Genomic DNA, 23,435 nt, shown 5'->3' with positions numbered 1-23,435 from the left:
CCCGCCCACGACCGAAGGAGCCGCGCCGACGATGGCCCGCGTCACGCTCAAGGACATCGCCCGCGAGGCGGGCGTGTCCGTCATGACCGTCTCCAACGTGGTGAACGGCAACCTCGGCCGCGTCTCCCCCGCGACGGCCCGCGAGGTCGAGCGCATCGTCGCCGCGCGGGGCTACGTGCCCAACGGTCCGGCGCAGAGCCTCGCCGCGCGGCGCACCCGCCTCGTCGGCCTGCTGCTACCCGACCGCGCCGACGGCGGCAGCCTGCTCGGCAGCCCGCACGACGTCGCCGTCGCCGGGGCCGTCGAGGCGCGCCTGCGCGAGCGCGACCACCACCTCATGCTGCGGGGCGTCACGCACCACCGCGACGTGCTCGACTCCGTCCAGCGCTGGAACCTCGACGGGATCGTCGTCATGGGGTTCACCGACGACGAGCTCGCGACGCTCGACCTGCCGCGGGGCGTGCCCGCCGTCGTCGTCGACACCTACGTGGACGCCCCCGGTGCCGCGACCGTGCGCGCCGACGACTTCGAGGGCGGGCGGCTCGCGGGCGAGCACCTGCGCGCCCTGGGTCACCGCGAGGTCGTGCTGTGCGGGCCCGTGGGCACGACGAGCCAGGTCGTCCGCGAGCGCCTCGCCGGCTTCCGCGCGGGGCTCGGGCTCGACCCGGCCGACGCGGCCGAGCCGAGCGCGCCCGACCGTCACACCCGGGAGGAGCGAGCGGCGCAGGACGTGGTCCGTGGCGAGGCGGGGGACGGCGTCGTGCTGCATGTCGTACCGGCGAACACGACGTACGACGACGGCCTCGACGCGGCCGCGCGCGTCGCGGCCAGTCATCCCGGCGCGACGGCGGTGTTCGCCACGGCGGACGTCCTCGCCGCCGGGATCTCGCGCGGGCTGACCCAGGCCGGGGTCCGTGTGCCGGGCGAGGTGTCGGTCGTCGGGTTCGACGACGCGGAGATCGCGCGCTACGTCGACCCGCCGCTCACGACGGTCGCGCAGGACACCGCGCTCAAGGGGCGCACCGCGGCGGACCTGCTCCTGGACGCGCTCGACGACGGTGCGTCGCGACCGCGGCGGCCCGCCCAGGACGCAGCCCGCGACGAGCTGGCCGACCGACCCACCGGCGTTACCCGCATCGACGTCGCGCTGGTCGAGCGGCGGTCGACCGCGGCCGCGCCGTAGCCGCGGCTGCCTGCTCGCGCATCGGGGCCACGGTCGACAGGACGCACCCGTCGCGAGGACCTCATGACCGCGACGACCGCACCGCTCGTCACGACCCTCGCCGTCCCGGCCCGCCGGAGCGCGCGTTCGGCGTCTTCACCGCCGAGCGGGCCGCGTCACGCGCTGGGACCCGCCCCACGCCGTCGCCTTCACCTGGCACAGCGGGGAGCGTGCGGGCACTTCGCACTGACCGTCCCCGGCTTGCGGGTGCAGCCGGGCGCCCCGAGCGTGGTGAGGGTCCGGGACGGGCCGCGAGGCCGGTCCGCCGACGCGAGCGTCGTGCGCCGAGGCGACGCCCACCGAGGAGGCCGCCATGACCGAGAGCAGCAGCGGACGCCGCGCGTCCGAAACCGCGGCGGACGCCGAGGCCGGGCCTGCCCCCGAGCGCAAGCCGGGCTCCCCCACCGACCTGCACAAGCCGTCGTGGGGGTTGGCGCTCAAGGGCGCGGTGCGCGAGTTCCTGGACGACCAGTGCACCGACCTCGCCGCGGCCCTCACGTACTACGCCGTGCTCGCCTCCGCGCCCGCGCTCCTGGCGCTCGTGTCGATCCTCGGGCTCGTGGGCGACGGCGAGAAGGCGGTCGACTCGGTCCTGACGAGCGTCGAGGGGGTCGTGCCGTCCACCACGCTGAGCATGATCGAGCCGCTCGTCGAGCAGGCCGCCGACACCGACAAGGCCGGGTGGGCGCTGGTCATCGGTGTCGTGCTGGCCCTGTGGTCCGCGTCGGGCTACGTCGGGGCGTTCGGCCGGTCGATGAACCGCATCTACGAGGTCGAGGAGGGGCGCCCGATCTGGAAGCTGCGGCCCGTCATGCTCGGCGTGACGGTCGTCGTGGTGGTTCTCGCGGCGCTCGTCGTCGCGAGCCTCGTGCTCTCCGGACCGATCGCGCGCCAGGTGGGCGAGCTCGTGGGCCTCGGGGACACCGCGATCGCCGTGTGGCAGGTCGTGAAGTGGCCGGTCGCGCTCCTGCTCGTGGTGGTCCTCGTCGCGCTGCTGTACCACCTCACGCCGAACGTGAAGCAGCCGCGCTTCCGGTGGGTCAGCCCCGGGGCGCTCCTCGCGATCCTCGTGTGGGCGCTGGCGTCCGCCGCGTTCGGGCTCTACCTGGGCAGCGGCCTCAGCAGCTACGGCGCGACGTACGGGACTCTCGCCGGCGTCATCATCTTCCTGCTCTGGCTGTGGATCACGAACCTCGCCCTCCTGCTCGGCGCCGAGCTCGACGCGGAGGTCGAGCGCAGCCGCGAGCTCCAGGGCGGGCTCGAGGCCGAGGAGCGCCTCCAGCTCCCGCCGCGGGACACGCGCGCGAGCGACAAGAAGGCGGCCAAGCGCGACGAGGCGGTCGAGCAGGCCCGTGCGCTGCGCCGGAGCGGCGGGCGCTCCGCGGACGCCGAGACCCGGGACGGCGGCCCCGGTCAGGAGTCGGGTCGCGGTGCCCACCGCTCCGCCGACGGGCCCGACGGCGCCGGAGGCCGCGAGGCGTAGCGGGCTACCGGGCGGGCGCGGGGTCGGGGATCTCGTCGGGCCGGTAGCGCGGCAGGCGGCTCGCGGGGAGGATCGCCGTCGCGCTGACCGCGGCCAGGACGAGGAGGCCGATCTTCAGCGTCCCGAGGCGCGCGTCCTCGTTGAGCGCGACGGCGGCGTCCACCTGGGCGGGCGTCGCGTCGGTGCCCGCGAGGACCGTGCGCAGGTCGTCGTTGCTCACGAAGTTGACGGTGTCGAGGTCGACCTGGGCGACGAGCGACGGCGGCAGCTCGGGGTGCTCGACGACGGCGCGCCCGACGCTGAACGACAGGATCGTCACGAGCAGAGCCCCCGCGAGCGCCGTGCCGACCGCCGAGGCGAGGTTCTGCGTCGTGCCGCGGATCGAGCCGACGTCGCCCGCGAGGGTCTTGGGCGCCGCCGTGACGAGCACGTTGAACACGAGCGTCACGAGCGCACCCTGACCGATCCCGAAGACGACGAGGCCGAGGATCGTGGGCAGCGTCTCCCAGTTGTTCGTCACGACGAACGACAGCCAGAGCAGCGCGGCGGTCGTCAGGGTGAAGCCGAAGACCCCGATCGTGCGCGGCGGGTAGCGCCGGTAGAAGCGCACGACGAGCGTCGCGGTGACGAACACGGTGAGGTTGAACGGCATCATCGCGAGCGCCGTGTCGAACGGCGTGCGGCCCTGCACGATCTGGATGTACAGCGGCACGGTGAAGTTCAGCGCGGCCTCGAGGGCGACCACGACGAACATCGCGTAGACCGCCGCTCGTTCGCTGGGCCGTGCGAGGACGGACAGGTCGACGAGCGGGACCTTGCCGGCGGCGGTCCGGCGCCGCGTCCACCAGAAGAACGCCTGCCCGAGCACGATGCCGAGCAGGACGAGCACGGGTGCGGGCGAGACGCCGACCAGGTCGAACGGGGCGCCCGGCGCGGCGAAGAACAGTCCCCAGGCGTTGAGGTTGTTGAAGCCGAGGGTGAGCGCCACGACGGCCACGCCGATGAGCACCGCGGCCACGAGGTCGATGCGGATGCCGGGGTCGCCCGCGTCGGACCGGAGCCGGAAGCTGAGCACGAAGACGACGACGGCGAGCGCGAGGACGATGCCGAAGGTGGGTCGCCAGCCGATGAGCGTCCCGAGCGCGCCGCCGATGAAGAACGCGCTCATGCCGGACACCGCGCGCGCCGAGCCCAGCGAGCCGATCGCCGTCGCCTGCTGGGGCCCGCGGTAGTTCTCCGCGATGAGGGCGACGAGCGCGGGCACGATGATCGCGGCCGAGGCGCCCGCGACGGCCTGGCCCGCGATGGCCCACGCGACGGTCGGCGAGAGGATCATGAGCAGCGCCGAGCCGGCGAACGTCGCCACGACGACCCGGAAGATCGCGACCCACCCGATCCGCTGCCCCAGCTTCGCCCCGGTCATGACGAGCGCGGCGACCGCGAGGCCGTAGACGACGATCGTCGTGCTCGCGACGGTCGGCGGGACGCCGAAGTCCTCCACCATCCCGCCCAGCGACACGGGCAGCGCCGCGACGTTGAACGACATGAGGACCTGGGCGAGGAACAGGCCGACCATCGGCACCCACGACCGACGGTCCTCGGTCGCCGGTGCGGCGGTGGCGTCGACGGCGTCTCGGGTGCTCACAGGGCGGCGTCCCTTCTCTCGGTCGGGCGAGTGGTCGTCACGGGGACGTGCGGGGAGGACGCGAAGAGGTTGAGGCCGAGCGTCCGCGAGAGGTACGCGGTCGCACGCTGGCCGCGCACGCTGTTCCCGGCCGGGTCGAGCGGCGGTGAGAACGTGCCGATCGCCCCCTTGCCGGGGGCGACCGCGACGATGCCCCCGGCCACGCCGGACTTGGCCGGCAGGCCGATCTCGAACAGCCACTCCCCGGACCGCTCGTACATGCCCGTCGCGGCGAGCACCGCGAGCGTGTCGCGGCAGACCTGCGCGGAGACCACGCGCTCGCCCGTGACCGGGTTGACCCCGCCGTCCGCGAGGGTCGCGCCCATGACGGCGAGGTCGCGCGCGCTCACGCGCAGCGCGCACTGCTTGGTGTAGACGTCGACGACCTCCAGCGGGTCGACCTCGATTCGTCCGTAGCTCTCCAGGAGCCGCGCGATCGCCTTGTTGCGCATGTTCGTCGCCGACTCCGATCGGTACACGACCCCGTCGAGCTCGAGCGACCGACCGGCGAAACGGGACAGGCCGGTCCGCACGTTCTCCCACTGCTCGGCGAAGGACGAGCCGGGCATGAGGGCCGTGGTCGCGAGCGCGCCCGCGTTGACCATGGGGTTGCGCGGGTGGCCGTCGTGGAGCTCGACCGCCATCACCGAGTTGAAGGCGAGGCCCGTGTTGTCCACCCCGACCCGTTCGAGCACCCCCTCGTGGCCGTAGGCCTCGCAGACGAGCGCGTAGACGAACGCCTTGGAGATCGACTGGACGGAGAACTCGACGTCGGCGTCGCCCACGGCGTGGACCGCCCCGCCCGACTCGGCGACGCACACCCCGAACAGAGCCGGGTCCGCCTCGGCGAGGACGGGGATGTAGTCGGCGACAGCACCGTCGTCGTGCGCGCGGTACCGCTCGTGGGCCGCGCGCACGTGCTCCTCGACGCGGTCCCACCCCGGGAGGGACCCGGTCGCGACCTCCTGCTCGACCCCGTCGACGTCCAGTCCCATCCCGTCCCCTCCGTCCGGATCGTCCGCAGCGACCACGCGCGATGCTGCCACGTCCGTCCGGCGGGCGCAGGAGGAAGCCCGGGGCGGTGGGCGTCGGGGCCGGCGTCGTGATCGGCTCCCGGCGCTGGGCCGTGACCCTCAGTCGCCGTAGGCGGGCGCCTGCCAGTCGTGGTACAGCGACACGTGGGTGTCCCCGTCACCCTGGAGGCGCAGCACCATGTACACGTCCCAGCGGAGCTCCTCCGTGTCGAACCCGCTGCCCGGCTCCTGGAGCCGGGAGAGGTGCTCGGCCGGCATCCCGAGCGCGTCGCCCACGCACTCGACGTCGTCCCAGGTCGTGCCCAACCCGCCGGGCCCGGTCGCCGCCTCCACCGCGCCGAAGTCGATCGACCCGTTGTCCGGGTCGAGGGTCGCGCCCGTGAAGTCGAGATCGCAGGCCTCGAACGCCGTCGCCACGTCCTCGATGTTCGCCTCGCGGGCGAGGCGCGGGCGGACGGTGAGGTAGACGACGAGCGCGGCGGCGACGACGAGGACGAGGACGAGCGAGAGGACGAGGACCGGGCGCCCGCGACGCCGGGTCGGGCTCGCGACCGGCGGGACCGGCGTACCGGCGGTGGGCAGGTCGGGCTGCAGCGTCATGGTTCCCCCCGGGTGCTCGTGCGGCCGCCCGTCGGCGGCGCGAGCCGACCCTACTGCGCGCGCGGCGGGCTCGGCGCCGACGACCGGATCCGACGTCTGCCCGAGGTTCCGCTCAGGCGCTCGTGCGGCGGACGACGACGGACGGGAACGTGCGCTCGTCGTCGCGCCGGCGGCGGTCCAGCAGGGCTGCCGTCGCCGCGGCCGCGATCCGCTCGACGGGGTGGGTCGCGGTCGTCAGGCCCGGCCCGGCCTGCGCCGCGAAGGGCTGGTCGTCGAACCCGGTGACCGCGACGTCGTCGGGCACGCGGACGCCGTCCTCCGCGAGCGCGCGCATCGCGCCGACGGCGAGCGTGTCGCTCATCGCGACGAGCGCGTCCACGCCGGGCCAGCGCCGGCGGGCCTCGCGCGCCGCCTCCGCACCCGCGAGGGACGTGAGGTCGGCGGCCACGACGCGGTGCGGGAGCCCGGCCGCGCGCACGACGGCGTCGTACGCCTCGACCGCGCGCCGCGCGCCCGGGAGCCAGCCGGGGCCGGTGAGCATGACGACGTCGCGGCGCCCGTCGGCGAGCACGTGCTCGACGAGCGCGGCGATCCCGGCCGCGGCGTCGACGTCGTACGAGGGCACGCGCCCGTCGGCGGGGCCGATCGCCGCCACGCGGTCGACGAGCGCGCGCGGCACGCTCGCGAGCACCTCCGCGGAGTAGTCGACGAGCAGCACGCCGCCCACGCCGGGGTCGCGCGCAAGACGGGCCAGCTCGTCGCGCGGGTCGGGCCCGAGCCAGCGCAGCGCCACGCCGACGCCCTGGGTGTCGGCCGCGCGGCTGGCCGCCGCGACGACGCGCGCGACGTAGGGGTCGCCCAGCAGGTCCGCGGACGGCGACCCGACCGCGACCACGACGCGCTCGCCGCGCCCGCTCGCGAGCGACCGCGCACCGGGGTGCGGGACGTACCCGAGCTCCTCGACGGCGGCGAGGACGGCACGGCGCGCCGCATCGGAGACGGGGCCCGTGCCGCGCACGACGCGCGAGGCCGTGGACCGCGAGACGCGGGCCGCCGCGGCGACGTCGTTGAGCGTGGTGGGCGGCATGGCGATCTCCTGGGCGGTCCGGTCGGCGATGACGGGCGGCGCCCGGAGCACCACGCTAACCCGCGGAGGGCCGTCGGTGGAAGCGTTCCCACGGTCGTGTCGGAGCCCGGTCCGTCGTCGATCCCGGGGTCGCTCCTCAGGACCGGCGCGCGGTGGGGACCGAGCCCGGGTTCGTCGCGCGCTCCCGGCGGGCCGCGAGCCGGAGCGCGACCACGGCGAGGACCGCGCCGAGCAGCGCCCCGATCGAGTTGGAGAGCCAGTCGTTCGTGTCGCACGACCGCCCGAGCGCCGGGACGAGCGCCTGGACCACCTCGACGAGCGCGGAGGCGACGACGCCGCCGAGGAGCGCGGCGAGGGGCCTGCCCAGCGCGACCGCGGCGAGCAGCACCGGCGGCACGAACAGCACCACGTTCGCGAGGAGCTCGACCCGACCCGGGGTCGGCAGCGACCAGCTCACGGTGCACACCGCGAAGAGCTCGCGGTCGACCGGCACGAGGGTCAGCAGGAGCACCGGGAGCAGCGAGACGCCGAACAGCACCCACGCGAGCGGTCGGCGGCCCGCCAGCCACGCGCCCACGAGCGGACCCGCCACGACGAGGACGAGGAGGGCGAGCGGCGACAGCCAGGGGTGCGCGACGAGGACGGTGGCGATCATGGGCGGCCAGTCTCGCAGGTGCCGGATGCCCTGGTGCGTCGGCGCCCGGGTGCCGGGTGACGGGTGACGCGTGTCGGCGGGTCACGGTAGACCTGTGCCCATGTCGACGACGCCGTCCCCCGAGCCCCTCGCGCCCGACGCTCCCGCATCCCGCGAGGAGTGGTGGATCTGCCGCACGTGCGCGGTCGAGCACGCCGAGCGACCCGACGTGTGCGCCATCTGCGCGGACGAGCGCCAGTGGGTCCCCGCGACCGGGCAGGCGTGGACGACGCTCGCCGAGCTCGCCGCGGCCGGCGAGCGCCTCGTGCTGGAGGAGCTCGAGCCCGACCTGTTCGGCCTGTCGAGCGAGCCGAGCGTCGGCATCGGCCAGCAGGCCAAGATCGTGCGCACCCCGGCGGGCAACCTCCTGTGGGACCCGCCCGGCTACGTGGACGACGACGCCGTCGAGCAGGTGCGCGCGCTCGGCCCGGTCGTCGCGATCGCGGCGAGCCACCCCCACATGTTCGGCGTCCAGGTCGCGTGGAGCCGCGCCCTCGGTGGCGTCCCGGTCCTCGTCGCCGAGGCGGACGCGCACTGGGTCGCGCGCCCGGACCCGGTCATCGAGACCTGGACCGGCGAGCGCGAGGTGCTGCCCGGCATCGTCCTGTCGCAGCCGGGCGGCCACTTCCCCGGGAGCGCCGTCGTGCACTGGGCGGCCGGCGCGGAGGGCCGGGGCGTGCTGCTGTCCGGCGACACGATCTTCGCCAACCCGGACCGGACGTCCGTCAGCTTCATGCGGTCCTACCCCAACCGCATCCCGCTGTCCGCCGCCGTCGTGCTGCGCGTCGCCGAGCACGTCGCGCGGCGCCCGTTCGAGCGGCTCTACAACAACTTCGAGGGCGTCGTCCCGGCCGACGCGCGAGAGGTCGTGCTCCGCTCCGCGCAGCGCCACGCCGCCTGGGTCCGCGGCGACTTCGACCACCTCACCTGACCGGTCGCCGCCCGCGGGTCCGTCGACCACGGTCATGGATCCGTGACGTTCGATCCTTCGGCGACGGTTCGGCCCCTTCACGGTCTCCGTCCCGGATCCTGCCGTTCCCTCCCGCCGACGCCGCCGACGAGAGCCGAGAATCGTCGGATGGCGGACATCTTCGAGGCCACCCGACCGGACGACTACCTGATGCGCCTGGCGGCGTCCGACCTCGGGCGCGGCTACAAGGCGATGGTGACCGCGGAGCTCGCCCTGGCGGACGGCCACACCGTGGTCGACGTCGGGTGCGGCCCCGGTGCCGACCTCCTCGCCTTCAGCGCGGCGGTCGGCGCCGACGGGCTGGTCGTGGGGATCGACCACGACGTCGACGCGGTCGAGGCGGCGCGGGAGCGCGTGGCGGGGACCCGCAACGTCACGGTGCGGACGGGCGACGCCCACGAGCTCGACCTCGACGCCGGGAGCGTCGACCGCGCCCACACGGATCGCGTGCTCCAGCACGTCGCGGACCCCGGCCGCGCCGTCGACGAGATCGCTCGCGTGCTCCGCCCGGGCGGGCGCGCCGTGCTCGCGGAGCCGGACTGGGGAACCCTCGCGATCGACGGGCCGGACCGCGCGACGACGCACGCGTACCAGGCGTACGTGGTCGAGGAGGTGGTACGCAACGCGTGGACGGGCCGGCAGCTCCCCGCGCTCGCCGCGCGTTCGGGGCTCTCGGTCCGCCGGGTCGTCCCGGTCACGGCCGTCTTCCGGGACGTCGGCGAGGCCGACGCCGTGCTGGGTCTCGGGCGCGTCGCCCGACGCGCGCGGGAGGCCGGGTACCTCGACCCGGACGCGTACGAGCGCTGGGTCGCGCACCTCACGACCGCGGTGTTCTTCGCGTCGGTCACCCTGTTCGTCGTGGTCGCCGACCGCTGACCGAGGCCGCGTCCCTGTGGGTGGCCCGCGCGACGATGCCCGGATGAGCACCCACGCGCACGGCATCCACCACTCGATCGACTACGTCGAGCTCCCCGCGACCGACCTCGCCGCGGCGCAGGCGTTCTACGGCGCGGCGTTCGGCTGGGAGTTCGTCCCCTACGGCCCCGGGTACGCGGGGATCCGCACCGCCGCGGAGTCGGGTGCGGACGAGGCGGGCGGGCTGCGCCTGGCGGAGGCGGCCGACGTCTCGCGGGGCGGGCCGCTCGTGCTGCTGTTCTCCGCGGACCTCGACGCGACGCTCGCCGCCGTGCAGGGCGCGGGCGGCCAGGTGGTCGAGGGCCCGTACGCGTTCCCCGGTGGCAGGCGGTTCCACTTCCTCGACCCGAGCGGCAACGAGCTGGGGGTCTGGGCGACGTCCTGAGGACGCGCCGCCTCAGCCACCGAGCAGGAGCGACACCCCGATGGTCGCCATGACGACGGCGATCGCGCCGTCGAGCACGCGCCACGCGCCGGGCCTGGCGAACACGGGTGCGAGCAGGCGTGCGCCGAAGCCGAGCGCGGTGAACCAGGCGATGCTCGCGACCATCGCGCCTGCCCCGAAGAGCCAGCGGGCGGCGTCGGGGTCGCCCGCTCCCCCGGCGTGCGCGGCGGCGTAGCCCGCCGCGAGCGACCCGAGGAGAAGCACGGTGTCGAGGTAGACGTGCGGGTTGAGCCACGTGAGGGCGAGCGACGTCCCGACGGCGGAGCGGGCGCTCGTCGCGCCGGCGCCCGACACCTCGCCGGACGCTGCGTCGAGACCGCCGGGTCGCAGGGCGCGGCGGGCGGCGAGGACCGCGAGCGTGAGGAGGAACGCGCCACCGCCCCACCGCACCGCGGTGAGCAGCGCGGGCGCGCCGGTCACGAGCGCGCCGAGCCCGGCCGTCCCGGCGGCGATGAGGACGAGGTCGGAGAGCGCGCAGACGAGCACGACGGGCAGGACGTGCTCGCGGCGCAGGCCCTGGCGCAGGACGAACGCGTTCTGCGCCCCGATCGCGACGATGAGGGACAGCCCGGCGGCGAGACCGGCGGCGAGGGGCGAGAGAGCGGCGAGCACGCCCTCGACGGTAGGTACGCGGCCCGATGAAGTACAGCGAAAGATTCTGCACTTCCCTAAGATCTGCTTCATGGTGGACCTCCAGCCCGACCAGCTCCGGACGCTCGACGCGATCGCCGCCGCCGGGACGTTCGAGGCCGCCGCCCAGCGGCTCGGGGTCACCCCGTCCGCCGTGAGCCAGCGCGTGCGCGCGCTCGAGTCGGCGGTGGGCCAGGTGCTCGTGCGGCGCGGGAAGCCCGCCGAGCTCACGCCGCCGGGCCAGGTGCTCGTCCGGCACGCGCGCCACCTCGCGCTGCAGCAGGCGGACGTGCTCGCGGAGCTGGGGATCGGGTCCGCGGGGCGGCCGGACGACCCGGCCGACACCGACGATGCCGCCGTGCCGCTGCCCGAGGTCACGCTCGTCGTCTCCGGTGACGCCCTGACCACCTGGGCGCTGCCGGCGCTCGTCGACGCGTCGGAGTGGGCCCGGCTCGAGGTGCTGCGCGAGGACGAGGAGCACTCGATCGGCCTGCTGCGCGACGGCACGGCCGTCGCGGCGGTGACCTCGGTCGCCGAGGCCGTCCCCGGCTGCCGCTCGACCCTGCTGGGCCGGATGCGCTACCGCCCCATGGCGAGCCCCGCGTTCGCCGCGCGCTGGTTCCCCGAGGGCCCGACCGCCGTCGCGCTCTCCCGCGCGCCCGTCCTCGCGTTCGACCGCAAGGACGACCTCCAGGAGCGCTACCTGCGGCTGCGCGCCCAGGAGGCGGTCGGGACAGCGGCGGGGGCAGTGATCGACCCGCCCCGCCACCACGTCCCCGCGTCGAACGAGTTCCGCCGCGCGATCGAGCTCGGCATGGGGTGGGGCATGCTCCCCGACCTCCAGAGCGCCCGGGCCGAGCGCGCGGGACGCCTCGTGGGCTTCGACGACGCCCGGGCGATGGACGTGCCGCAGCACTGGCAGCAGTGGCGGCTGCACTCCACGTCTCTCGACCGCCTGGCGACCGCCGTCGCGCGCGCGGCCCGCGCCGCGCTCGGCGACCCCTGAGGTCCGGACGCCGACCCGTCCGCTCAGACGCCCGCGAGCGCCCGCACGACGTCGGCCGCCGGCCCGTCCGACGCGTTCCGGTAGCCGGTCCCCGCCCACAGGTGCAGGCGGTCGGCGTCGCCCGCCGCCGCGGCCGCCTGCCGCAGCCCGCGGGTCAGGTGGTGCACCGCGGGGTAGGCGACCGGTGCGCTCCCCCGGTGGCGCTCGACGAAGCCGTTGCGCAGCGCCCGGGCGGGCCGGCCGGTGAACGCCCGGGTCAGGACCGTCTCGGTGAAGGCGGGGTCGGCGAGGGCGCGACGGTAGGTGGGCGACGTGCCCGCCTCGTCGGTCCGCAGCAGCAGCGTGCCCACGGCCACGGCCTGCGCCCCGGCGTCGAGGAGCGCACGCGCCGCCCCGGGTCCGTCGACGCCACCGGCGGCCACGACCGGCAGGTCCACCTCGCGCCGCACCCGCCGGACGAGCTCGGTCGTCGCGACGGGCTCCGGGTCCCGGCCGGGGTCGTGGACGGCGCTGTGGCCGCCCGCGTCGGAGCCCTGGACCACGAGCCCGTCGACTCCGACGTCGCGCGCGAGCCTCGCCTCGGAGGGAGCGGTGACGCTGGCGAGCACCCGGGTCCCGACGGCGCGGAGGGCGGCGACCGCGGCCCGGTCGGGCAGCCCGAACGTCAGGGACACCGCCGGCACCGGCCGCGCGAGCAGGAGCGCGAGCTTCTCCTCCCAGCGGTCGTCGTCGGCGACGGGCGTCGGGTCGAGCACGACCCCGAGCGCGTCCGCCTCCGGCGCGAGCTCGGCGGCGTAGGCGGCGAGCGCGTCCGGGTCGACGACGTCGCGCGACGGCACGAACAGGTTGACCCCGAAGGCGTGCCCCGTGGCGCGGAGCGGCTCTATCTGGGCCGCCAGCGCCTCGGGCGTCGTGTAGCCGCCGGCGAGGAACGGGAACCCTCCGGCGGACGCTACGGCGGTCGACAGCGCCACCGTCGTCGGGCCGCCGGCCATCGGCGCGGCGACGATCGGGAGCGGGGAGTCGAGGATCGGCGCGCTCATGGTCGGATCCTCTCAGGTCGACGGAACGGCTCGACCTCGCCCCCGTGGTCGCCCCTCGGACGTGTCGGTGCCGCCGACGGGCACCGGCCGCCGTCGCACCGGGGCACACTCGTGGGGTCACCCGCTCGCAGAGCCGAGCGACCACCCCCACCGAGGAGCACGATGGCGTACTTCTTCCGCACCGGCCCGACGACGTTCCGCGCGAGCCCGCACGTCGGCGGGGCGTGGCGCACCGACGAGCAGCACGTGGCGCCCGCGCTCGGGCTGCTCGCGCACGTCGTCGAGACCGACCGCGTCGCCCGGGGGCGCGACGACCTCGCGGCGTCGCGCCTCGCCTACGACATCTGGGGCGTGTTCCCGATCGGCGACGTGGAGACTCGGGTCCGCGTGGTGCGCCCGGGGCGGGGCGTGGAGCTCGTCGAGGCGACGCTCTGGTGCGCGGGGCGCTGCGCCGTCTCGCTCCGGGCGTGGCTCGTGCGGACGGGCGACACCGTCGACCTCGCCGGCGGTGCGCCGGCACCCGTGCCGGGACCGGACCGGACGCCGCCCTGGACCCGGCGACCGTCTGGCCCGGCGGCTTCATCGACTCCGTCGAGGTCCGCCGCACCGCGGTCGAGCCGGGGCGCGCGACGGTCTGGGTGCGCACCGACGTCCCGCTCGTCGCCGACGAGGAGGCCGGGCCGCTCGCGCGCACCGCAGCGCTGCTCGACGCCGCCAACGGCATGGCCGTGCGCGCGGACCCGCGGGAGGTCGCCTTCCCCAACGTCGACCTCACGGCCCACCTCTTCCGCGCGCCGCTGGGCGGCTGGGTCGGCCTGGACACCTCGGTCGTCTTCGGCACCGCGGGTTCCGGGGTCACGCACAGCACGCTCCACGACGAGGCCGGACCGTTCGGGACGCTCGCGCAGGCCCTCGTCGTCCGCGCTCTCGCCGCGCCGGGGGACGCTACCGGCGCGTGACCGTCCCGCCGGGGCTCCCCGCGCGCGACGCGTCGAGCACGCAGCGCTCGACGTCGCGCACGACCTGCTCCGCCGTCGCGTCGTCCACGCGCGTCGTGTCGGCGGTGAGGACGACGTCGATGCCCCCGCCCGGGGCGTCGACGAGGTGCAGCGTGAGGGTGACGCCGCCCTGCTCGTCGGACGCGTCGGCGCGCGCGAGCCGCCGCGACGGCGTGGGGCGGGCGCGCAGCGTCCGGTCGGGTCCGGTGCCGCGGCGGTCGTTGTACCAGCAGGTGCCGTCGTGGGCGGTCGACGGGTCGGCCGCGGCCTCCGCCTGGAGCCGGTCCTTGTCGTAGTACGCCGACCGGTACGCCGTCATCGCCGCGCGCCAGACCCGCGCGCCCACCTCGTCGAACGGCGCGTCGAGACCGTCGACGTGCACCAGGCCCTCCATCGCCGTCGTCACGACGGCCGTCGCGAGCTCCCGGCGGAAGCGGTTGCTCACCATGACCTGCAGCGCGAGGTCGTCCCGGCCCGCGGCAGCGGCGAGCGCCCGGCACGACGCCGCGAGCAGGACGCCGGACGCGCTCGTGCGCCAGCGCGCCGCCACCCGCTCGGCCGCGGGCCCCAGGCGTCGCGACCGCAGGACCGTCTGCCGGTACCGCGGCCCCCCGTCGAGGGCCTCGGCGGGGCGCGGCGCGAAGACCTGCGTCGGGGCCGCGCGCATGGTGCGCAGGGTGCGTGCGCGCGCGGCGGCGTCGTGCCGCCGACCCTCGTCCGAGGTCTGCCAGGCCGCCTCGTCGAGCGGCGTCCACGCCTCGACGTCCGGCAGCGTGGCCCCCGCCGCGAGAGCCGTGAGGTCGCCGTCGAGCACGGGCAGCCCCCAGCCGTCGAGCGCGGTGTGCGCGACGACGAGCACGGTGTGGTGCACCGCGCCGTCCACCGTCACGAGACCGACCCGCACGGGCAGCTCAGCCGGGTAGTCGAACGCGCGGCCCCAGAGCTCGTCGCGCAGCCGCGCGCCGTGCGCGGCGACGTCCGCCACGTCGGGCACACGCTCCTCGACGACCTCGACCGTCCCGGCCCCGCACAGCTCCTGGACGTAACCGTCCCCGCTCGGGTGGATCCGCGTGCGCAGCGAGTCGTGCCGCTCCACGAGCCCGCGCACGACGGCGGTCGCGGCCTCGGTCGGCACGGGCGCGTCGAGCGGGCCGCCCCACACGAGGTTGAACTGGTGGTCCAGCGGCTCCAGGGCGGCGAGCGCCCGCCGGATCGCCGTCTGGCCCCACGTCGCGGGCCCCTCGCCCGCTCGCCCGCTCACCTCGACACGGTGCACGACCCTCATCACGCACCTCCTGCGCCCGTACGCACCGGGGGCGACGGGTGCTCCGCGCCCCGGACCCGGGTGCGGAGCGCGTGCGGCCGCGGCCCCGGCGTCGCGCACGCCGCGACGGCGCCCGCGGGTGCCGCCACGTCGCTCACCCACCACTCCTGCCCGCGCCAGGGGCCGCCGTCGGCCCGCACCAGCCCGGACGCCCGGACGTCGAGCCCGAGCACGTCGAGCAGCCGTCCGCCGACCGCCTTGGCGCACGCCTCCAGCCGTGCGAGGCGCCGCCACGGGTCGGCGTCCGCGTCCGACCGTGCGTCCTCGGGGGCGAGGAACCGCGCGGCGAGGCGGTGGACGTCGACGCGCGGGTCGCGCACCTGCACGTCGACGCCCACGTCCGTCCCGGCGAGCGCCACGAGCGCGTGGTCGCCGCTGCGGCTGAGGTTCCACCGCTGCCCGACGACGGGGCCCGGCTTCCCGTGCGGCCCCACCTCCCAGCGCACGTCCGCGGGCGACAGGCCCGTACGCGCCGCAAGGATCTCGCGCGCGGCGACGTGCGCGCGCACGTACCGCGCGGCGTCGGCGGGCGAGGCGAGGCGACGAGCACGGTCACGCTCCACCACGTCCAGCACGTCGGCGCCGAGCACGACGTCACCCGCCGTCGAGCACGATCTGGCGGTCGGAATCGAGCCCAGAACGACACTCATGTCGTGCTCGGCGGGGGGCGGGGTCGTGGTGACGAACCACAGCTCGACCTCCGGCTCGGGATCGACCGCGCTCATGCGACGAACTCCGGCAGGCCGTCGTCGAGCGCTCCCTCGGCCGCGCCCCCGAACGCGCCCGTGGCGCGCGTCGTCACGACGACCTCCACCCGGCGGTCGACCGCGCGCGCGACGACCGGGCGTAGGTCCGCGACGCCGTGGTGCGCGCCGGGGACGTCGTCCGGGCCGACGGCGAGCACGGTCGCGCCCGCGCCCCGACCGGCGGCGACCCCCGCGGCGGAGTCCTCGAGGACGAGGCAGCGCCGCGGGTCGACGCCGAGCAGCCGCGCCCCCGCGAGGAAGCCCTCCGGGTCGGGCTTGCCCCGCTCCACGTCCTCCGCGCACACGAACCGCGCCGGCACGGGCAGCCCGGCGGCGGTCAGGCGCGCGAGCGCGACCTCGCGCGCCGCCGACGTCACGACCGTCCAGGCGCGCGGGTCCAGGCCGTCCAGCAGGTCCGCCGCGCCGGGCACCGCGACGACCCCCTCGGTGTCGTCGCACGAGATGCGGTGCAGCCACTCGACCTCGCGCGCGACGTCGGCGTCCGGCGCCACGAGGCGGACCACCTCGACGTCGCGGCGGCCGTGCGACGCCGCGACCACCGCGTCGCCGTCGAGCCCGAGCCGGGCCGCCCACGCGAGCGTGTGCCGCTCGATCGCGGCCGAGGAGTCGACGAGCGTCCCGTCGAGGTCGAGCAGCAGGGCAGCGCCGCGCCACGCCCACACGCCGGTCGACGCGGGCGCCGACGCACCGGTCGGGGCCGCGTTCACAGCAGCTCCACCGCGCGCGCGAGCCGCGCCTCCGCATGGAGGTCGGCGTACCGCTGCGCGAGCCCGGGCATGTGCTGCAGCCCCAGCGTGGCCGGGCTCGGCCGGCCCGGTGCGTCACCGTCCGCGCGCGCGACGACCGGCAGCACGTGCGCGGCGTCGGCGTCGACGAGCGCCACCAGGACGTCCGCCACGGTGAGGTGCGCCGCATCGGCATCGGTGAGCGTCACCAGTGCCTCCGCCACGGTGCCGTGCGCGGCGGGGGACAGGGACGCCGTCGTGCGGTGCGGCTCGCGCGTCGTCGCGCCCGGCGGTGCGAGGGCCGCTCTGCGCGCCACCCACAGCCCGCGCGAGACGTGACGCCCGCCGGGTTCGACGCCGAGGAGCCCGCGCGGCTCGACGTGCTCGCACGCGAGGATCTCGACGACGGCCCGGCCGCCCGGGCCGTCCGCGCCGTCGGGCGCCTCGCGTGCCTCGCGTGCGTCAGGCGCATCAGACGCCTCGGGTGCCAGGGGTGGCACGGGACGGTCGGACGGGCCGGAGGGCGTCCCACCCCCGCCCGCGACGTCGTCGGTCCCGGCGACCCGGTGCTCGGCGGCGCCGTCGAGGTCGACCTGCGCGGTCAGGCGCCGCACCGCGTCCTCGGCGCGCGCGCCGCACGCCGCGCAGTCGTGCACGACGACGCGCACCGGCACCGCCGGACCCGCCGCCCGGCACACGACCTCGGCGTCGCGCTCCCCGAGGAGCCGAGCGGCGGCAAGCACGGCCCGGTCGACCGCGACCCCCGCCGCGCCGTCGCGCGCCCCCACCCCGCCAGCGGGTGCCGAACCCGGGGTTGCGGGCGACCCCGGCGCCGAACCCGCCCGTAACCCCGGGTTCGACGGGGTGGCGGTCCACGACGAGCCCGCGAGCAGCGCGTCGAGGGCGAAGGCGACGAGCTCGTCGACCAGGTGTTCCGGGCGGTCGGCGGGGAGGAGGCCGGACAGCACCCACGTCCGGACCGCGGCGGCCCGGTGCGCCGAGGCGTCGGGACCGGCGGGCGGGGGCCAGTCCGTGCGGGCGACGTCGTGGCCCAGCAGCCAGCACGCCGCGCCGAGCTCGAGCAGCGCGTCGCGCGAGACCCGGCCGAGCGCCGGGGAGGCGCCCGCGACGAGCGCCGTCACGTCGTGCGCGACGGCCGCCGGGTCGACGCCGAGCCACCACGACCACGCGTCCCAGCCCCAGCCGAACGGGTGCTCGAGCGGTTCGCCGGTGCCCGGACGGAGCATGCGCAGCGTGCAGCGGGAGCGTTCGAGCGTGACCGCGACCGGCCGGAGGGTCGCCGGTGAGCGCGACGGCTCGCGGTCGAGGCCGGGCCGGTCCCACGCGTCCGGGTCGACGGCGTCGCCCGCCGGGACGGTCGCGTGCCGGGCCCCGTGCGCGTCGTTGCCCGCGAGGCTCGGGCCGTCGCCGTGCTCCAGCAGGTGCGGCAGCGTCGCGACGACGGGGTAGCCCTCGCGCGCGCAGAAGGTCACGACGGCCTCGTCGTCGTCGCGCTCGTCGTCGGGCAGCGTCGCGAGGTGCGCGGCGAGACGCAGCGCGCCGTCCGCGGGGAGGACGAGTCCGAGCGTGGGCACCCACTCGTCGTGCCCGAGCGGCGCCCACGCCTGCCCGGCGACGGCCGCGGCGCGCACGAGGTAGGCGTTGCGCGGGCTGTTCCAGTTCGAGTAGAGCGCGACGGCGTGCCGGTCCCGCGCGCGCACGGCCCGCAGCACGAGCTCGGCGAACCCGGGGACCGGGGCGACGTCGTCCTGGAGCACGAGGTGGTGCGTCGCACCGGGCGCCACGGCGGCCCACGCGCGCTTCGCGGTGCGCAGCGGGCTGGGCGGGCCGTCCGGCTCGGGGTCCTCGACGACCCGCACGTCGAGCGGCGCGCACGCCGCGACCAGGTCCGACACGTCGCCCCGCGCCGGGTGGTGCATGACGACGACGCTGAGCACGGGCTCCGGTGCCTCCGAGCCCGGACCGGCCGCCGCACGCGGGGCCGCGCCCGTTCCCGGCACGTCGCGGACCGGTGCGGTGCGCACCGGGGCGGTGCGGTCCGGCGCGTCCTGTACCGGCGGCGTCGTCCCCCGCGCGGTCACGACGCGACCCCCACGGCCGCGCCGGCCTGCTCCGCCGGCTCGGCCGTCGCGCGCCGCCGGACGAGGCGCACCGCGACGGGGAGCATGACGACGAGGCCGACGACGTTCGTCACCGCGATCGTCGCGTACAGCGCGGCCGGTCCCCCGCCCGCGCGCGCGAGGACGCCGCCGACGCCGAGCGAGACGGCGTGGTAGAGCACGTTGAGGGTCACGGCGACGCGCCCGTACCCGAGCTGTTCGAGCAGGGTCAGGAGGAAGAGCACGAGCCCGACGCCCGCGTACGACGGGCCGACGACCCGCAGGTAGAGCGCCGCCTGCGCGGCGACGTCCGGGTCCGCGGAGAGCCGGCCCGCGACGAACGGCGCGGTCAGGAGGACGAGCGCCCCCACGACCACGTACACGCCCGCCACGACGACCGTGCCCGCGCGCAGCGTGCGCGGCAGCAGCCGGAGCTCGCCCGCGCCCCACTGCTGGTTCATGACGATGCTCACCGCCGCGGCGAGCCCGATCGCCGGCACGATCACGAGCGTCTGGACCGTCGCGGCGCCGCCGAACCCCGCGACGACGTCCGTGCCCGACGGCCCGAGGACCCACACCATGACGAGGTTCGTCACCGTGAGGAGCAGGTAGGACAGGCCGACCGGCAGGCCGACGCCGAGGAGCAGCCCGCGCACGTCGACCCGCTCGGCGACCGCACCCTCGGAGGGCGCGTCCGACGTCGACGGTTCCGCGATGTCCGGGGCGGCCGGGGGGACGGACGCCGCAGCACCCGGCCGGCCGGGCCGTGCCGTGGCCGGGGTCGGAGCCGTCGTCGTCGCGGACGACGGCGGCAGGGGCGGAGGTGGAGGCGGAGGCGGGGTCGGCGTCGTCCACGAGCCGGCGGGCAGCGCCCGGAGCACCCGTCGCCACCACGCGGCCACCCGCTGCGGCGCCGGGTGGTGGCGCAGGGCGAGGGCGCGGCGCAGGCCGGGGACGTGACCCGGCCGTGGGAGGAGGCGGGCCCGCACGAGGAGCGCCCAGGCGACGGCGGCACCGACGAGCGTGGAGCCCGTGATCGCGACCGGGACCGCGAGCACGCCGAACCCGCCCACGAGCCCGACGAGCCACACGACGAGCACCTGGAGGCCCGCGACGAGCAGCGCCACGGTCGCCGACGCCCCGGTGCGCGCCCACCCGCGCAGCGCGGCGGCCGCGACCGCCGTCGGGACGGACAGCACGCTCGCGACCACGGTCCAGCGCGCGAACGCGACGAACTCGGCGACGAGCGGCGCGGGCACGGACAGCACGTCGGCGAGCGCCGGCGCGGCCAGGACCACCAGCAGGGCGACCCCGCCGAGCACGGCCGCACCCGCCGCCACGAACCGCCCCAGCAGCGCCGCGGTGGCCGAGGTCGGGACGACGGCCGCGCCGCCGTCCTCGCCCGCGCCGGCCCCGCCGCCGTCCTCGGCGTCGGACCCCTCGCCCCGGCCCCGGGACCCGTGCAGGCGCGCGAAGCCGACCTGGGTCGAGACGTCGAGGCCCTCCTGAACGGCGAGGACGAGGAACGTCACGGGGATGAAGAGCGACCGGACGTAGAGCGCGTCGTCGCCCATGTGCCCCAGCAGCGCGGCGATGACGAGCTGTGCGAGCGCCCCCACGACGAGTGCCGCGCAGATCGGGGCGGCGAGGCGGACGACGCGGCGGCGCAGGGCCTCGACCGTCGGCCCCGCGGCCGGCGGCGGCGGCACGGGCGGCAGCGCCTCCGGTCGCGGCGAGGCGGTCGCGACCGGGGTCGCGGCCGCCTCCCTAGACGAGCTCGGCATGCCGTGCCCTGCCCTGCAACCAGCCCTGCGCGAGGGTGAGCCGCTGGACGGTCCGCGTGCCCTCCATCATCTCCAGGCCGGGCACGTCGCGGACCAGCTTGTCGAGGTACGGGTGCTCCCACCGCGCGCCCGGGCCGAGGAGCGGCGGCACCGCGTGCGTGACCTCCTCGGCGAGGTCGAGCGCGGTGGCCTTGGCCGCCGCCGGCAGCGTCCCGTCTGCGGGGTCCGCGTCGGCGGCGCGCGCGGCCTGGAGCACGAGGGCGCGCGCGGCGTGGAGCCGGTCGTCGAACGTCTCCAGGCGCCACCGCTCGTCGGCGGTGAACGACGACCGCTCCGCGCGCACGTAGTCGAGCGCCGCCTGCGTGACGCCCACCGCCAGCGACGCGACGACGGGGCGCAGCCGGTTGAAGGTGCGCACGGCCCCGAGGAGGCCGCGGCGCGACGGCGACAGGTGCCGCCCGAGCGTGTCCTGGGCGAGCAGGGGCACGTCGCGCAGCCGCACCTCGCCGAGCTGCACGGCGCGCATCCCGGTGGTCACGAGCGGCGCGGCGTCGAACCCCGGCCGGTCGGTGTCGACGAGGTGGACCCCGACGCCCAGCGGGCCCGGGCGGTGCCGGGCGAACACGACGCCGAGGCTCGCGCGCGCCACGTTGCCCACGTACTTCTTGTGGCCCCGCAGCACGGGAGCGCCCTCGGCCTCGACGACCGCGGTCTCCAGCGCCGCGGCGTCCGAGCCGCGCTCGGGCTCCGTGAGGCCGAAGAACGTCCACGTGCCCGGCTGCGCCACGCGACGGTAGAAGCGGTCGCGCTGCTCCTCGTCGGCGAGGTCGTCCACGACGACCCCGGACATGGACGGCCCCGGCGCCCCGACGACGACGGACGCGTCGCCCCGGGCGAGCGCCTCGGCCACGACGACGCGCTCCACGCACGTGCGCACGTGCACCGGCGCGCCCCGCACGCGCAGCGGGTCGTCGAGATAGCCGGGCGGGAACCCGCCGAGCTGCCGGTACGGCAGGGCGCCGGAGTCCAGGAGCACCTGGAGCGCGGCGGGGTCGGCGTCGATCGCGAGGGCGTGCTCGCGGAGCGCGGCGCCCACGGGCCGCAGGTGCTCGCGCAGCGCGACGAGGTCGACGGTGCTCATGCGTCCTGGCCCTCCCGGCCGTGGGGTGTCTCGGTGTCGCGGCCCGGCAGCGTCCCGCTCGCGTGGCCGAGCAGGTCGATCGTGCGCGCGAGCCGCGCGGCGTCGCCGTCGACGTACCCCGACGCGCCGAACAGGTTGTGGACGGCGCGCGACGAGCGGTCGAGGACCGCGGTGACGCGCGCGAGCGACGTCCCGGAGACCGCGGGCCCGCGGTCGGGCGACCCGGCGGCGGCGTCCCCCGCCGCGACCCCGCCCAGGAGCGCCTGCGCCTCGAGGTGCGCGAGCGCCGCGTCCGCGAGCACGAGGCGGACGGGCGGCAGGTTCACCGTCGCCGTGCCGCCGACCGTGCGGCCCCGCAGGCGTTCCACGGCCCGGTCCGTCAGGCGCTCGCACAGCCCGGTCCGGACCCACGCGACCCCGACTCGCCAGGCGGCGTCGGCCGCGGCGGACGCGGTGCTCTCGTCGGTGGCGGGTGCGACGGGCCCGGTCGCCTCGGCGGCGGGCGCAGCCGATCCGGGTGCCACGGTGCCGCCGGGTGCCCGCCACACGCGCAGCGTGCCGACGTCCGACACCACCTCGCCGACCCGCGCCCACCCGCCCGGGGGCGGGACGTCGTCGGGCAGCAGGACGCACTCGCCCGGCAGCGCCGCGACGGGCAGCAGACCCCCGAGCGCGGTGAGCGCCGCGACCGCGCCACGTTCGCGCGCGACGGCGCGGAGGTCGGCGGGGCCGTCCACGGTGCCCTCCTCGGGCAGCACGCCCGCCCCGACGGGGGCGGGGGCGACGACGTCCGTGCTCATGCGAGCACCGCCTCTCGGGACAGGTCGTCGACGTCCGGGGACGCCTCGACGGGACGCGGGCCGAGGACGAGGGAGCAGCGGTACCCCAGCTCGAGGCACCGCTCGTGCAGCGCGACCGGCGCGTCAGAGACGTCGTCGCACGCGGCGAGGACCTCCCAGACGCCCGTCGCCGCCGCGCCCGGGTCGGCGCGCAGCACGACGCCGTCGAGATCGGGTACGTCGCCCGGGTCCATGTCGACGCCGAGCACGACGCGCCGGGCGCCCGGTGCCGGGGCGCTCTCCCCGGCCGACGCGGGAGCACCGTCGCGGGGCGACTCCGCCGCGTCCGGCCGGGGGCCGCGCGACGCCCGCGCGACCGACAGGGCCTCGACCGGCCGGCCCGCGCCGCCGTGGCCCACGACGAGCGCGACGACCCGGTCGCGCGCGGGGACACGCGTCGCCGTCGGGGGCAGCGTGCACTGCTCCAGGACGAGGACCAGGGCGTCGCCCCCGAGCCCGGTGCCCGTGGGGCCGCCGTGCGCGAGCTCCTCGTGCGCGAGGCGCAGCGCCGTGAACGGTCCGGCCAGCCCTTGCTCGGTCACGCAGAACGTGTACGGCCGGTCGTCGAACAGGTCGGCGACGAACCCGCCGAGCAGGCGCTCGTGCTGCAGGTCCGGGGTGGTGACGACGAGGACGACGAGGCGCACGTCGTCGAGCAGGCCCCGGTCGCCCAGCGCGGCGCGCGCCGCGCGGATCATCGTCGGGTAGTCCCGCCCCGGGCCGCTCTCGAGCCAGTCGGTCGGCTGGTCCTCGCCGTACACGTACCGCAGGTCCTCGGCGACCGACCGGCGCGTCCCGTCCCCGACCGGGACGAGATCATCGACCGGGACGTCCACGACGCCGCGCACGCGCAGGGCGGCGCCGCCGGGTCCCGTCCAGGACGCCGGACCGGACGACGACCCGCTGCTGCCCCCGAGCGACACG

The 23,435-nt window shown here is 77.0% G+C and carries 22 protein-coding genes and 1 pseudogene; 8 read left to right on the top strand and 15 right to left on the bottom strand.

Translation table 11 applies throughout. The features are described from left to right. Positions 1-31 precede the first annotated feature (31 nt). Entirely contained in the window at positions 32-1,183 is a 1,152-nt protein-coding gene (locus ABRQ22_RS13075) for a LacI family DNA-binding transcriptional regulator (RefSeq protein WP_253051706.1), read from the top strand. Between the two features lie 352 nt (positions 1,184-1,535). Beyond that, complete coding sequence (locus ABRQ22_RS13070; protein WP_353707029.1) at positions 1,536-2,705, top strand: YihY/virulence factor BrkB family protein; 1,170 nt, start codon at positions 1,536-1,538, stop codon at positions 2,703-2,705. Between the two features lie 4 nt (positions 2,706-2,709). Here ABRQ22_RS13070 and ABRQ22_RS13065 read toward each other — a convergent pair whose 3' ends face one another. From ABRQ22_RS13065 to ABRQ22_RS13045, 5 genes are all read right to left on the bottom strand, one after another. Then, positions 2,710-4,350, bottom strand: coding sequence for an MFS transporter (locus ABRQ22_RS13065; protein WP_353707028.1), 1,641 nt, complete (start codon positions 4,348-4,350; stop codon positions 2,710-2,712). Further along, positions 4,347-5,384: a glutaminase A gene (glsA, locus tag ABRQ22_RS13060; RefSeq protein WP_353707027.1), complete on the bottom strand. Its 1,038-nt coding sequence runs from the start codon at positions 5,382-5,384 to the stop codon at positions 4,347-4,349. The genes ABRQ22_RS13065 and glsA overlap by 4 nt, the downstream gene beginning before the upstream one ends. Before the next feature lie 138 nt (positions 5,385-5,522). Further along, the gene (locus ABRQ22_RS13055; RefSeq protein ID WP_353707026.1) at positions 5,523-6,023 is read right to left on the bottom strand and encodes a hypothetical protein; all 501 of its coding nucleotides are present in this window, start codon (positions 6,021-6,023) and stop codon (positions 5,523-5,525) included. Positions 6,024-6,135: 112 nt separating this feature from the next. Beyond that, positions 6,136-7,110: a LacI family DNA-binding transcriptional regulator gene (locus ABRQ22_RS13050; protein WP_353707025.1), complete on the bottom strand. Its 975-nt coding sequence runs from the start codon at positions 7,108-7,110 to the stop codon at positions 6,136-6,138. Positions 7,111-7,246: 136 nt separating this feature from the next. Next, positions 7,247-7,765, bottom strand: a complete 519-nt coding sequence (locus tag ABRQ22_RS13045; RefSeq protein ID WP_253051700.1) for a VanZ family protein — start codon at positions 7,763-7,765, stop codon at positions 7,247-7,249. A 100-nt stretch (positions 7,766-7,865) separates the two neighbouring features. Here ABRQ22_RS13045 and ABRQ22_RS13040 point away from each other — a divergent pair, with 100 nt between their 5' ends. From ABRQ22_RS13040 to ABRQ22_RS13030, 3 genes are all read left to right on the top strand, one after another. After that, positions 7,866-8,735: an MBL fold metallo-hydrolase gene (locus ABRQ22_RS13040; RefSeq protein ID WP_353707024.1), complete on the top strand. Its 870-nt coding sequence runs from the start codon at positions 7,866-7,868 to the stop codon at positions 8,733-8,735. Between the two features lie 147 nt (positions 8,736-8,882). Beyond that, positions 8,883-9,650 carry a methyltransferase domain-containing protein gene (locus ABRQ22_RS13035; protein WP_353707023.1) on the top strand — a complete coding sequence of 256 codons (768 nt, stop codon included), beginning with the start codon at positions 8,883-8,885 and terminating at the stop codon, positions 9,648-9,650. 43 nt (positions 9,651-9,693) lie between these two features. Next, positions 9,694-10,074: a VOC family protein gene (locus ABRQ22_RS13030; protein WP_353707022.1), complete on the top strand. Its 381-nt coding sequence runs from the start codon at positions 9,694-9,696 to the stop codon at positions 10,072-10,074. Positions 10,075-10,086: 12 nt separating this feature from the next. On the opposite strand, the gene ABRQ22_RS13025 is transcribed toward ABRQ22_RS13030, so the two are convergent. After that, positions 10,087-10,746, bottom strand: coding sequence for a LysE/ArgO family amino acid transporter (locus ABRQ22_RS13025; protein WP_253051696.1), 660 nt, complete (start codon positions 10,744-10,746; stop codon positions 10,087-10,089). A gap of 70 nt (positions 10,747-10,816) precedes the next feature. Here ABRQ22_RS13025 and ABRQ22_RS13020 point away from each other — a divergent pair, with 70 nt between their 5' ends. Then, positions 10,817-11,770 (top strand): ArgP/LysG family DNA-binding transcriptional regulator, encoded by a 954-nt coding sequence (locus tag ABRQ22_RS13020; protein WP_353707021.1) that lies wholly within the window; start codon positions 10,817-10,819, stop codon positions 11,768-11,770. 23 nt (positions 11,771-11,793) lie between these two features. Here ABRQ22_RS13020 and ABRQ22_RS13015 read toward each other — a convergent pair whose 3' ends face one another. Then, a complete protein-coding gene (locus tag ABRQ22_RS13015; protein WP_353707020.1) occupies positions 11,794-12,813 on the bottom strand; it encodes a nitronate monooxygenase in 1,020 nt (339 codons plus the stop codon). 162 nt (positions 12,814-12,975) lie between these two features. On the opposite strand from ABRQ22_RS13015, the pseudogene ABRQ22_RS13010 reads away from it, so the two are divergent. Then, a pseudogene (locus ABRQ22_RS13010) lies at positions 12,976-13,227 on the top strand (thioesterase family protein); the annotation flags it as partial. Positions 13,228-13,280: 53 nt separating this feature from the next. Continuing rightward, positions 13,281-13,772, top strand: a complete 492-nt coding sequence (locus ABRQ22_RS13005) for a hypothetical protein (protein WP_353707019.1) — start codon at positions 13,281-13,283, stop codon at positions 13,770-13,772. On the opposite strand, the gene ABRQ22_RS13000 is transcribed toward ABRQ22_RS13005, so the two are convergent. From ABRQ22_RS13000 to ABRQ22_RS12965, 8 genes are read right to left on the bottom strand one after another with little or no spacing between them, the layout of a single operon-like run. After that, on the bottom strand, positions 13,759-15,072 hold the full coding sequence (locus ABRQ22_RS13000) for a condensation domain-containing protein (RefSeq protein ID WP_353707018.1): 1,314 nt from the start codon (positions 15,070-15,072) through the stop codon (positions 13,759-13,761). The genes ABRQ22_RS13005 and ABRQ22_RS13000 overlap by 14 nt on opposite strands. A gap of 23 nt (positions 15,073-15,095) precedes the next feature. Beyond that, positions 15,096-15,860, bottom strand: coding sequence for a hypothetical protein (locus ABRQ22_RS12995; RefSeq protein WP_353707017.1), 765 nt, complete (start codon positions 15,858-15,860; stop codon positions 15,096-15,098). Next, a complete protein-coding gene (locus ABRQ22_RS12990) occupies positions 15,857-16,609 on the bottom strand; it encodes an HAD-IA family hydrolase (protein ID WP_353707016.1) in 753 nt (250 codons plus the stop codon). Before ABRQ22_RS12990 ends, ABRQ22_RS12995 begins: the two co-directional genes overlap by 4 nt. Next, positions 16,606-18,729, bottom strand: a complete 2,124-nt coding sequence (locus ABRQ22_RS12985; RefSeq protein WP_353707015.1) for a hypothetical protein — start codon at positions 18,727-18,729, stop codon at positions 16,606-16,608. The genes ABRQ22_RS12990 and ABRQ22_RS12985 overlap by 4 nt, the downstream gene beginning before the upstream one ends. Continuing rightward, positions 18,726-20,531, bottom strand: coding sequence for an MATE family efflux transporter (locus ABRQ22_RS12980; RefSeq protein ID WP_353707014.1), 1,806 nt, complete (start codon positions 20,529-20,531; stop codon positions 18,726-18,728). The genes ABRQ22_RS12985 and ABRQ22_RS12980 overlap by 4 nt, the downstream gene beginning before the upstream one ends. Then, a complete protein-coding gene (locus ABRQ22_RS12975; RefSeq protein ID WP_353707013.1) occupies positions 20,515-21,672 on the bottom strand; it encodes an acyl-CoA dehydrogenase family protein in 1,158 nt (385 codons plus the stop codon). The genes ABRQ22_RS12980 and ABRQ22_RS12975 overlap by 17 nt, the downstream gene beginning before the upstream one ends. Next, the gene (locus tag ABRQ22_RS12970) at positions 21,669-22,472 is read right to left on the bottom strand and encodes an acyl-CoA dehydrogenase family protein (protein ID WP_353707012.1); all 804 of its coding nucleotides are present in this window, start codon (positions 22,470-22,472) and stop codon (positions 21,669-21,671) included. The genes ABRQ22_RS12975 and ABRQ22_RS12970 overlap by 4 nt, the downstream gene beginning before the upstream one ends. After that, positions 22,469-23,434, bottom strand: a complete 966-nt coding sequence (locus tag ABRQ22_RS12965) for a hypothetical protein (RefSeq protein ID WP_353707011.1) — start codon at positions 23,432-23,434, stop codon at positions 22,469-22,471. Before ABRQ22_RS12965 ends, ABRQ22_RS12970 begins: the two co-directional genes overlap by 4 nt. Position 23,435: the final 1 nt, after the last annotated feature.

The organism is Cellulosimicrobium sp. ES-005, from assembly GCF_040448685.1.
In the GTDB taxonomy this organism is placed as follows: domain Bacteria; phylum Actinomycetota; class Actinomycetes; order Actinomycetales; family Cellulomonadaceae; genus Cellulosimicrobium; species Cellulosimicrobium cellulans_G.
Note: the sequence above shows the minus strand (reverse complement) of the source record. Positions and strands in the feature narration are given on the sequence as shown.

Bases quoted from the DNA above. Each gene is read 5' to 3' on its own strand.
- ABRQ22_RS13075 (WP_253051706.1), top strand. From the start codon at position 32: ATGGCCCGCGTCACGCTCAAGGACATCGCCCGCGAGGCGGGCGTGTCC.
- ABRQ22_RS13070 (WP_353707029.1), top strand. From the start codon at position 1,536: ATGACCGAGAGCAGCAGCGGACGCCGCGCGTCCGAAACCGCGGCGGAC.
- glsA (WP_353707027.1), bottom strand. From the start codon at position 5,384: ATGGGACTGGACGTCGACGGGGTCGAGCAGGAGGTCGCGACCGGGTCC.
- ABRQ22_RS13055 (WP_353707026.1), bottom strand. From the start codon at position 6,023: ATGACGCTGCAGCCCGACCTGCCCACCGCCGGTACGCCGGTCCCGCCG.
- ABRQ22_RS13050 (WP_353707025.1), bottom strand. From the start codon at position 7,110: ATGCCGCCCACCACGCTCAACGACGTCGCCGCGGCGGCCCGCGTCTCG.
- ABRQ22_RS13045 (WP_253051700.1), bottom strand. From the start codon at position 7,765: ATGATCGCCACCGTCCTCGTCGCGCACCCCTGGCTGTCGCCGCTCGCC.
- ABRQ22_RS13040 (WP_353707024.1), top strand. From the start codon at position 7,866: ATGTCGACGACGCCGTCCCCCGAGCCCCTCGCGCCCGACGCTCCCGCA.
- ABRQ22_RS13035 (WP_353707023.1), top strand. From the start codon at position 8,883: ATGGCGGACATCTTCGAGGCCACCCGACCGGACGACTACCTGATGCGC.
- ABRQ22_RS13030 (WP_353707022.1), top strand. From the start codon at position 9,694: ATGAGCACCCACGCGCACGGCATCCACCACTCGATCGACTACGTCGAG.
- ABRQ22_RS13020 (WP_353707021.1), top strand. From the start codon at position 10,817: ATGGTGGACCTCCAGCCCGACCAGCTCCGGACGCTCGACGCGATCGCC.
- ABRQ22_RS13015 (WP_353707020.1), bottom strand. From the start codon at position 12,813: ATGAGCGCGCCGATCCTCGACTCCCCGCTCCCGATCGTCGCCGCGCCG.
- ABRQ22_RS12995 (WP_353707017.1), bottom strand. From the start codon at position 15,860: ATGAGCGCGGTCGATCCCGAGCCGGAGGTCGAGCTGTGGTTCGTCACC.
- ABRQ22_RS12980 (WP_353707014.1), bottom strand. From the start codon at position 20,531: ATGCCGAGCTCGTCTAGGGAGGCGGCCGCGACCCCGGTCGCGACCGCC.
- ABRQ22_RS12975 (WP_353707013.1), bottom strand. From the start codon at position 21,672: ATGAGCACCGTCGACCTCGTCGCGCTGCGCGAGCACCTGCGGCCCGTG.
- ABRQ22_RS12970 (WP_353707012.1), bottom strand. From the start codon at position 22,472: ATGAGCACGGACGTCGTCGCCCCCGCCCCCGTCGGGGCGGGCGTGCTG.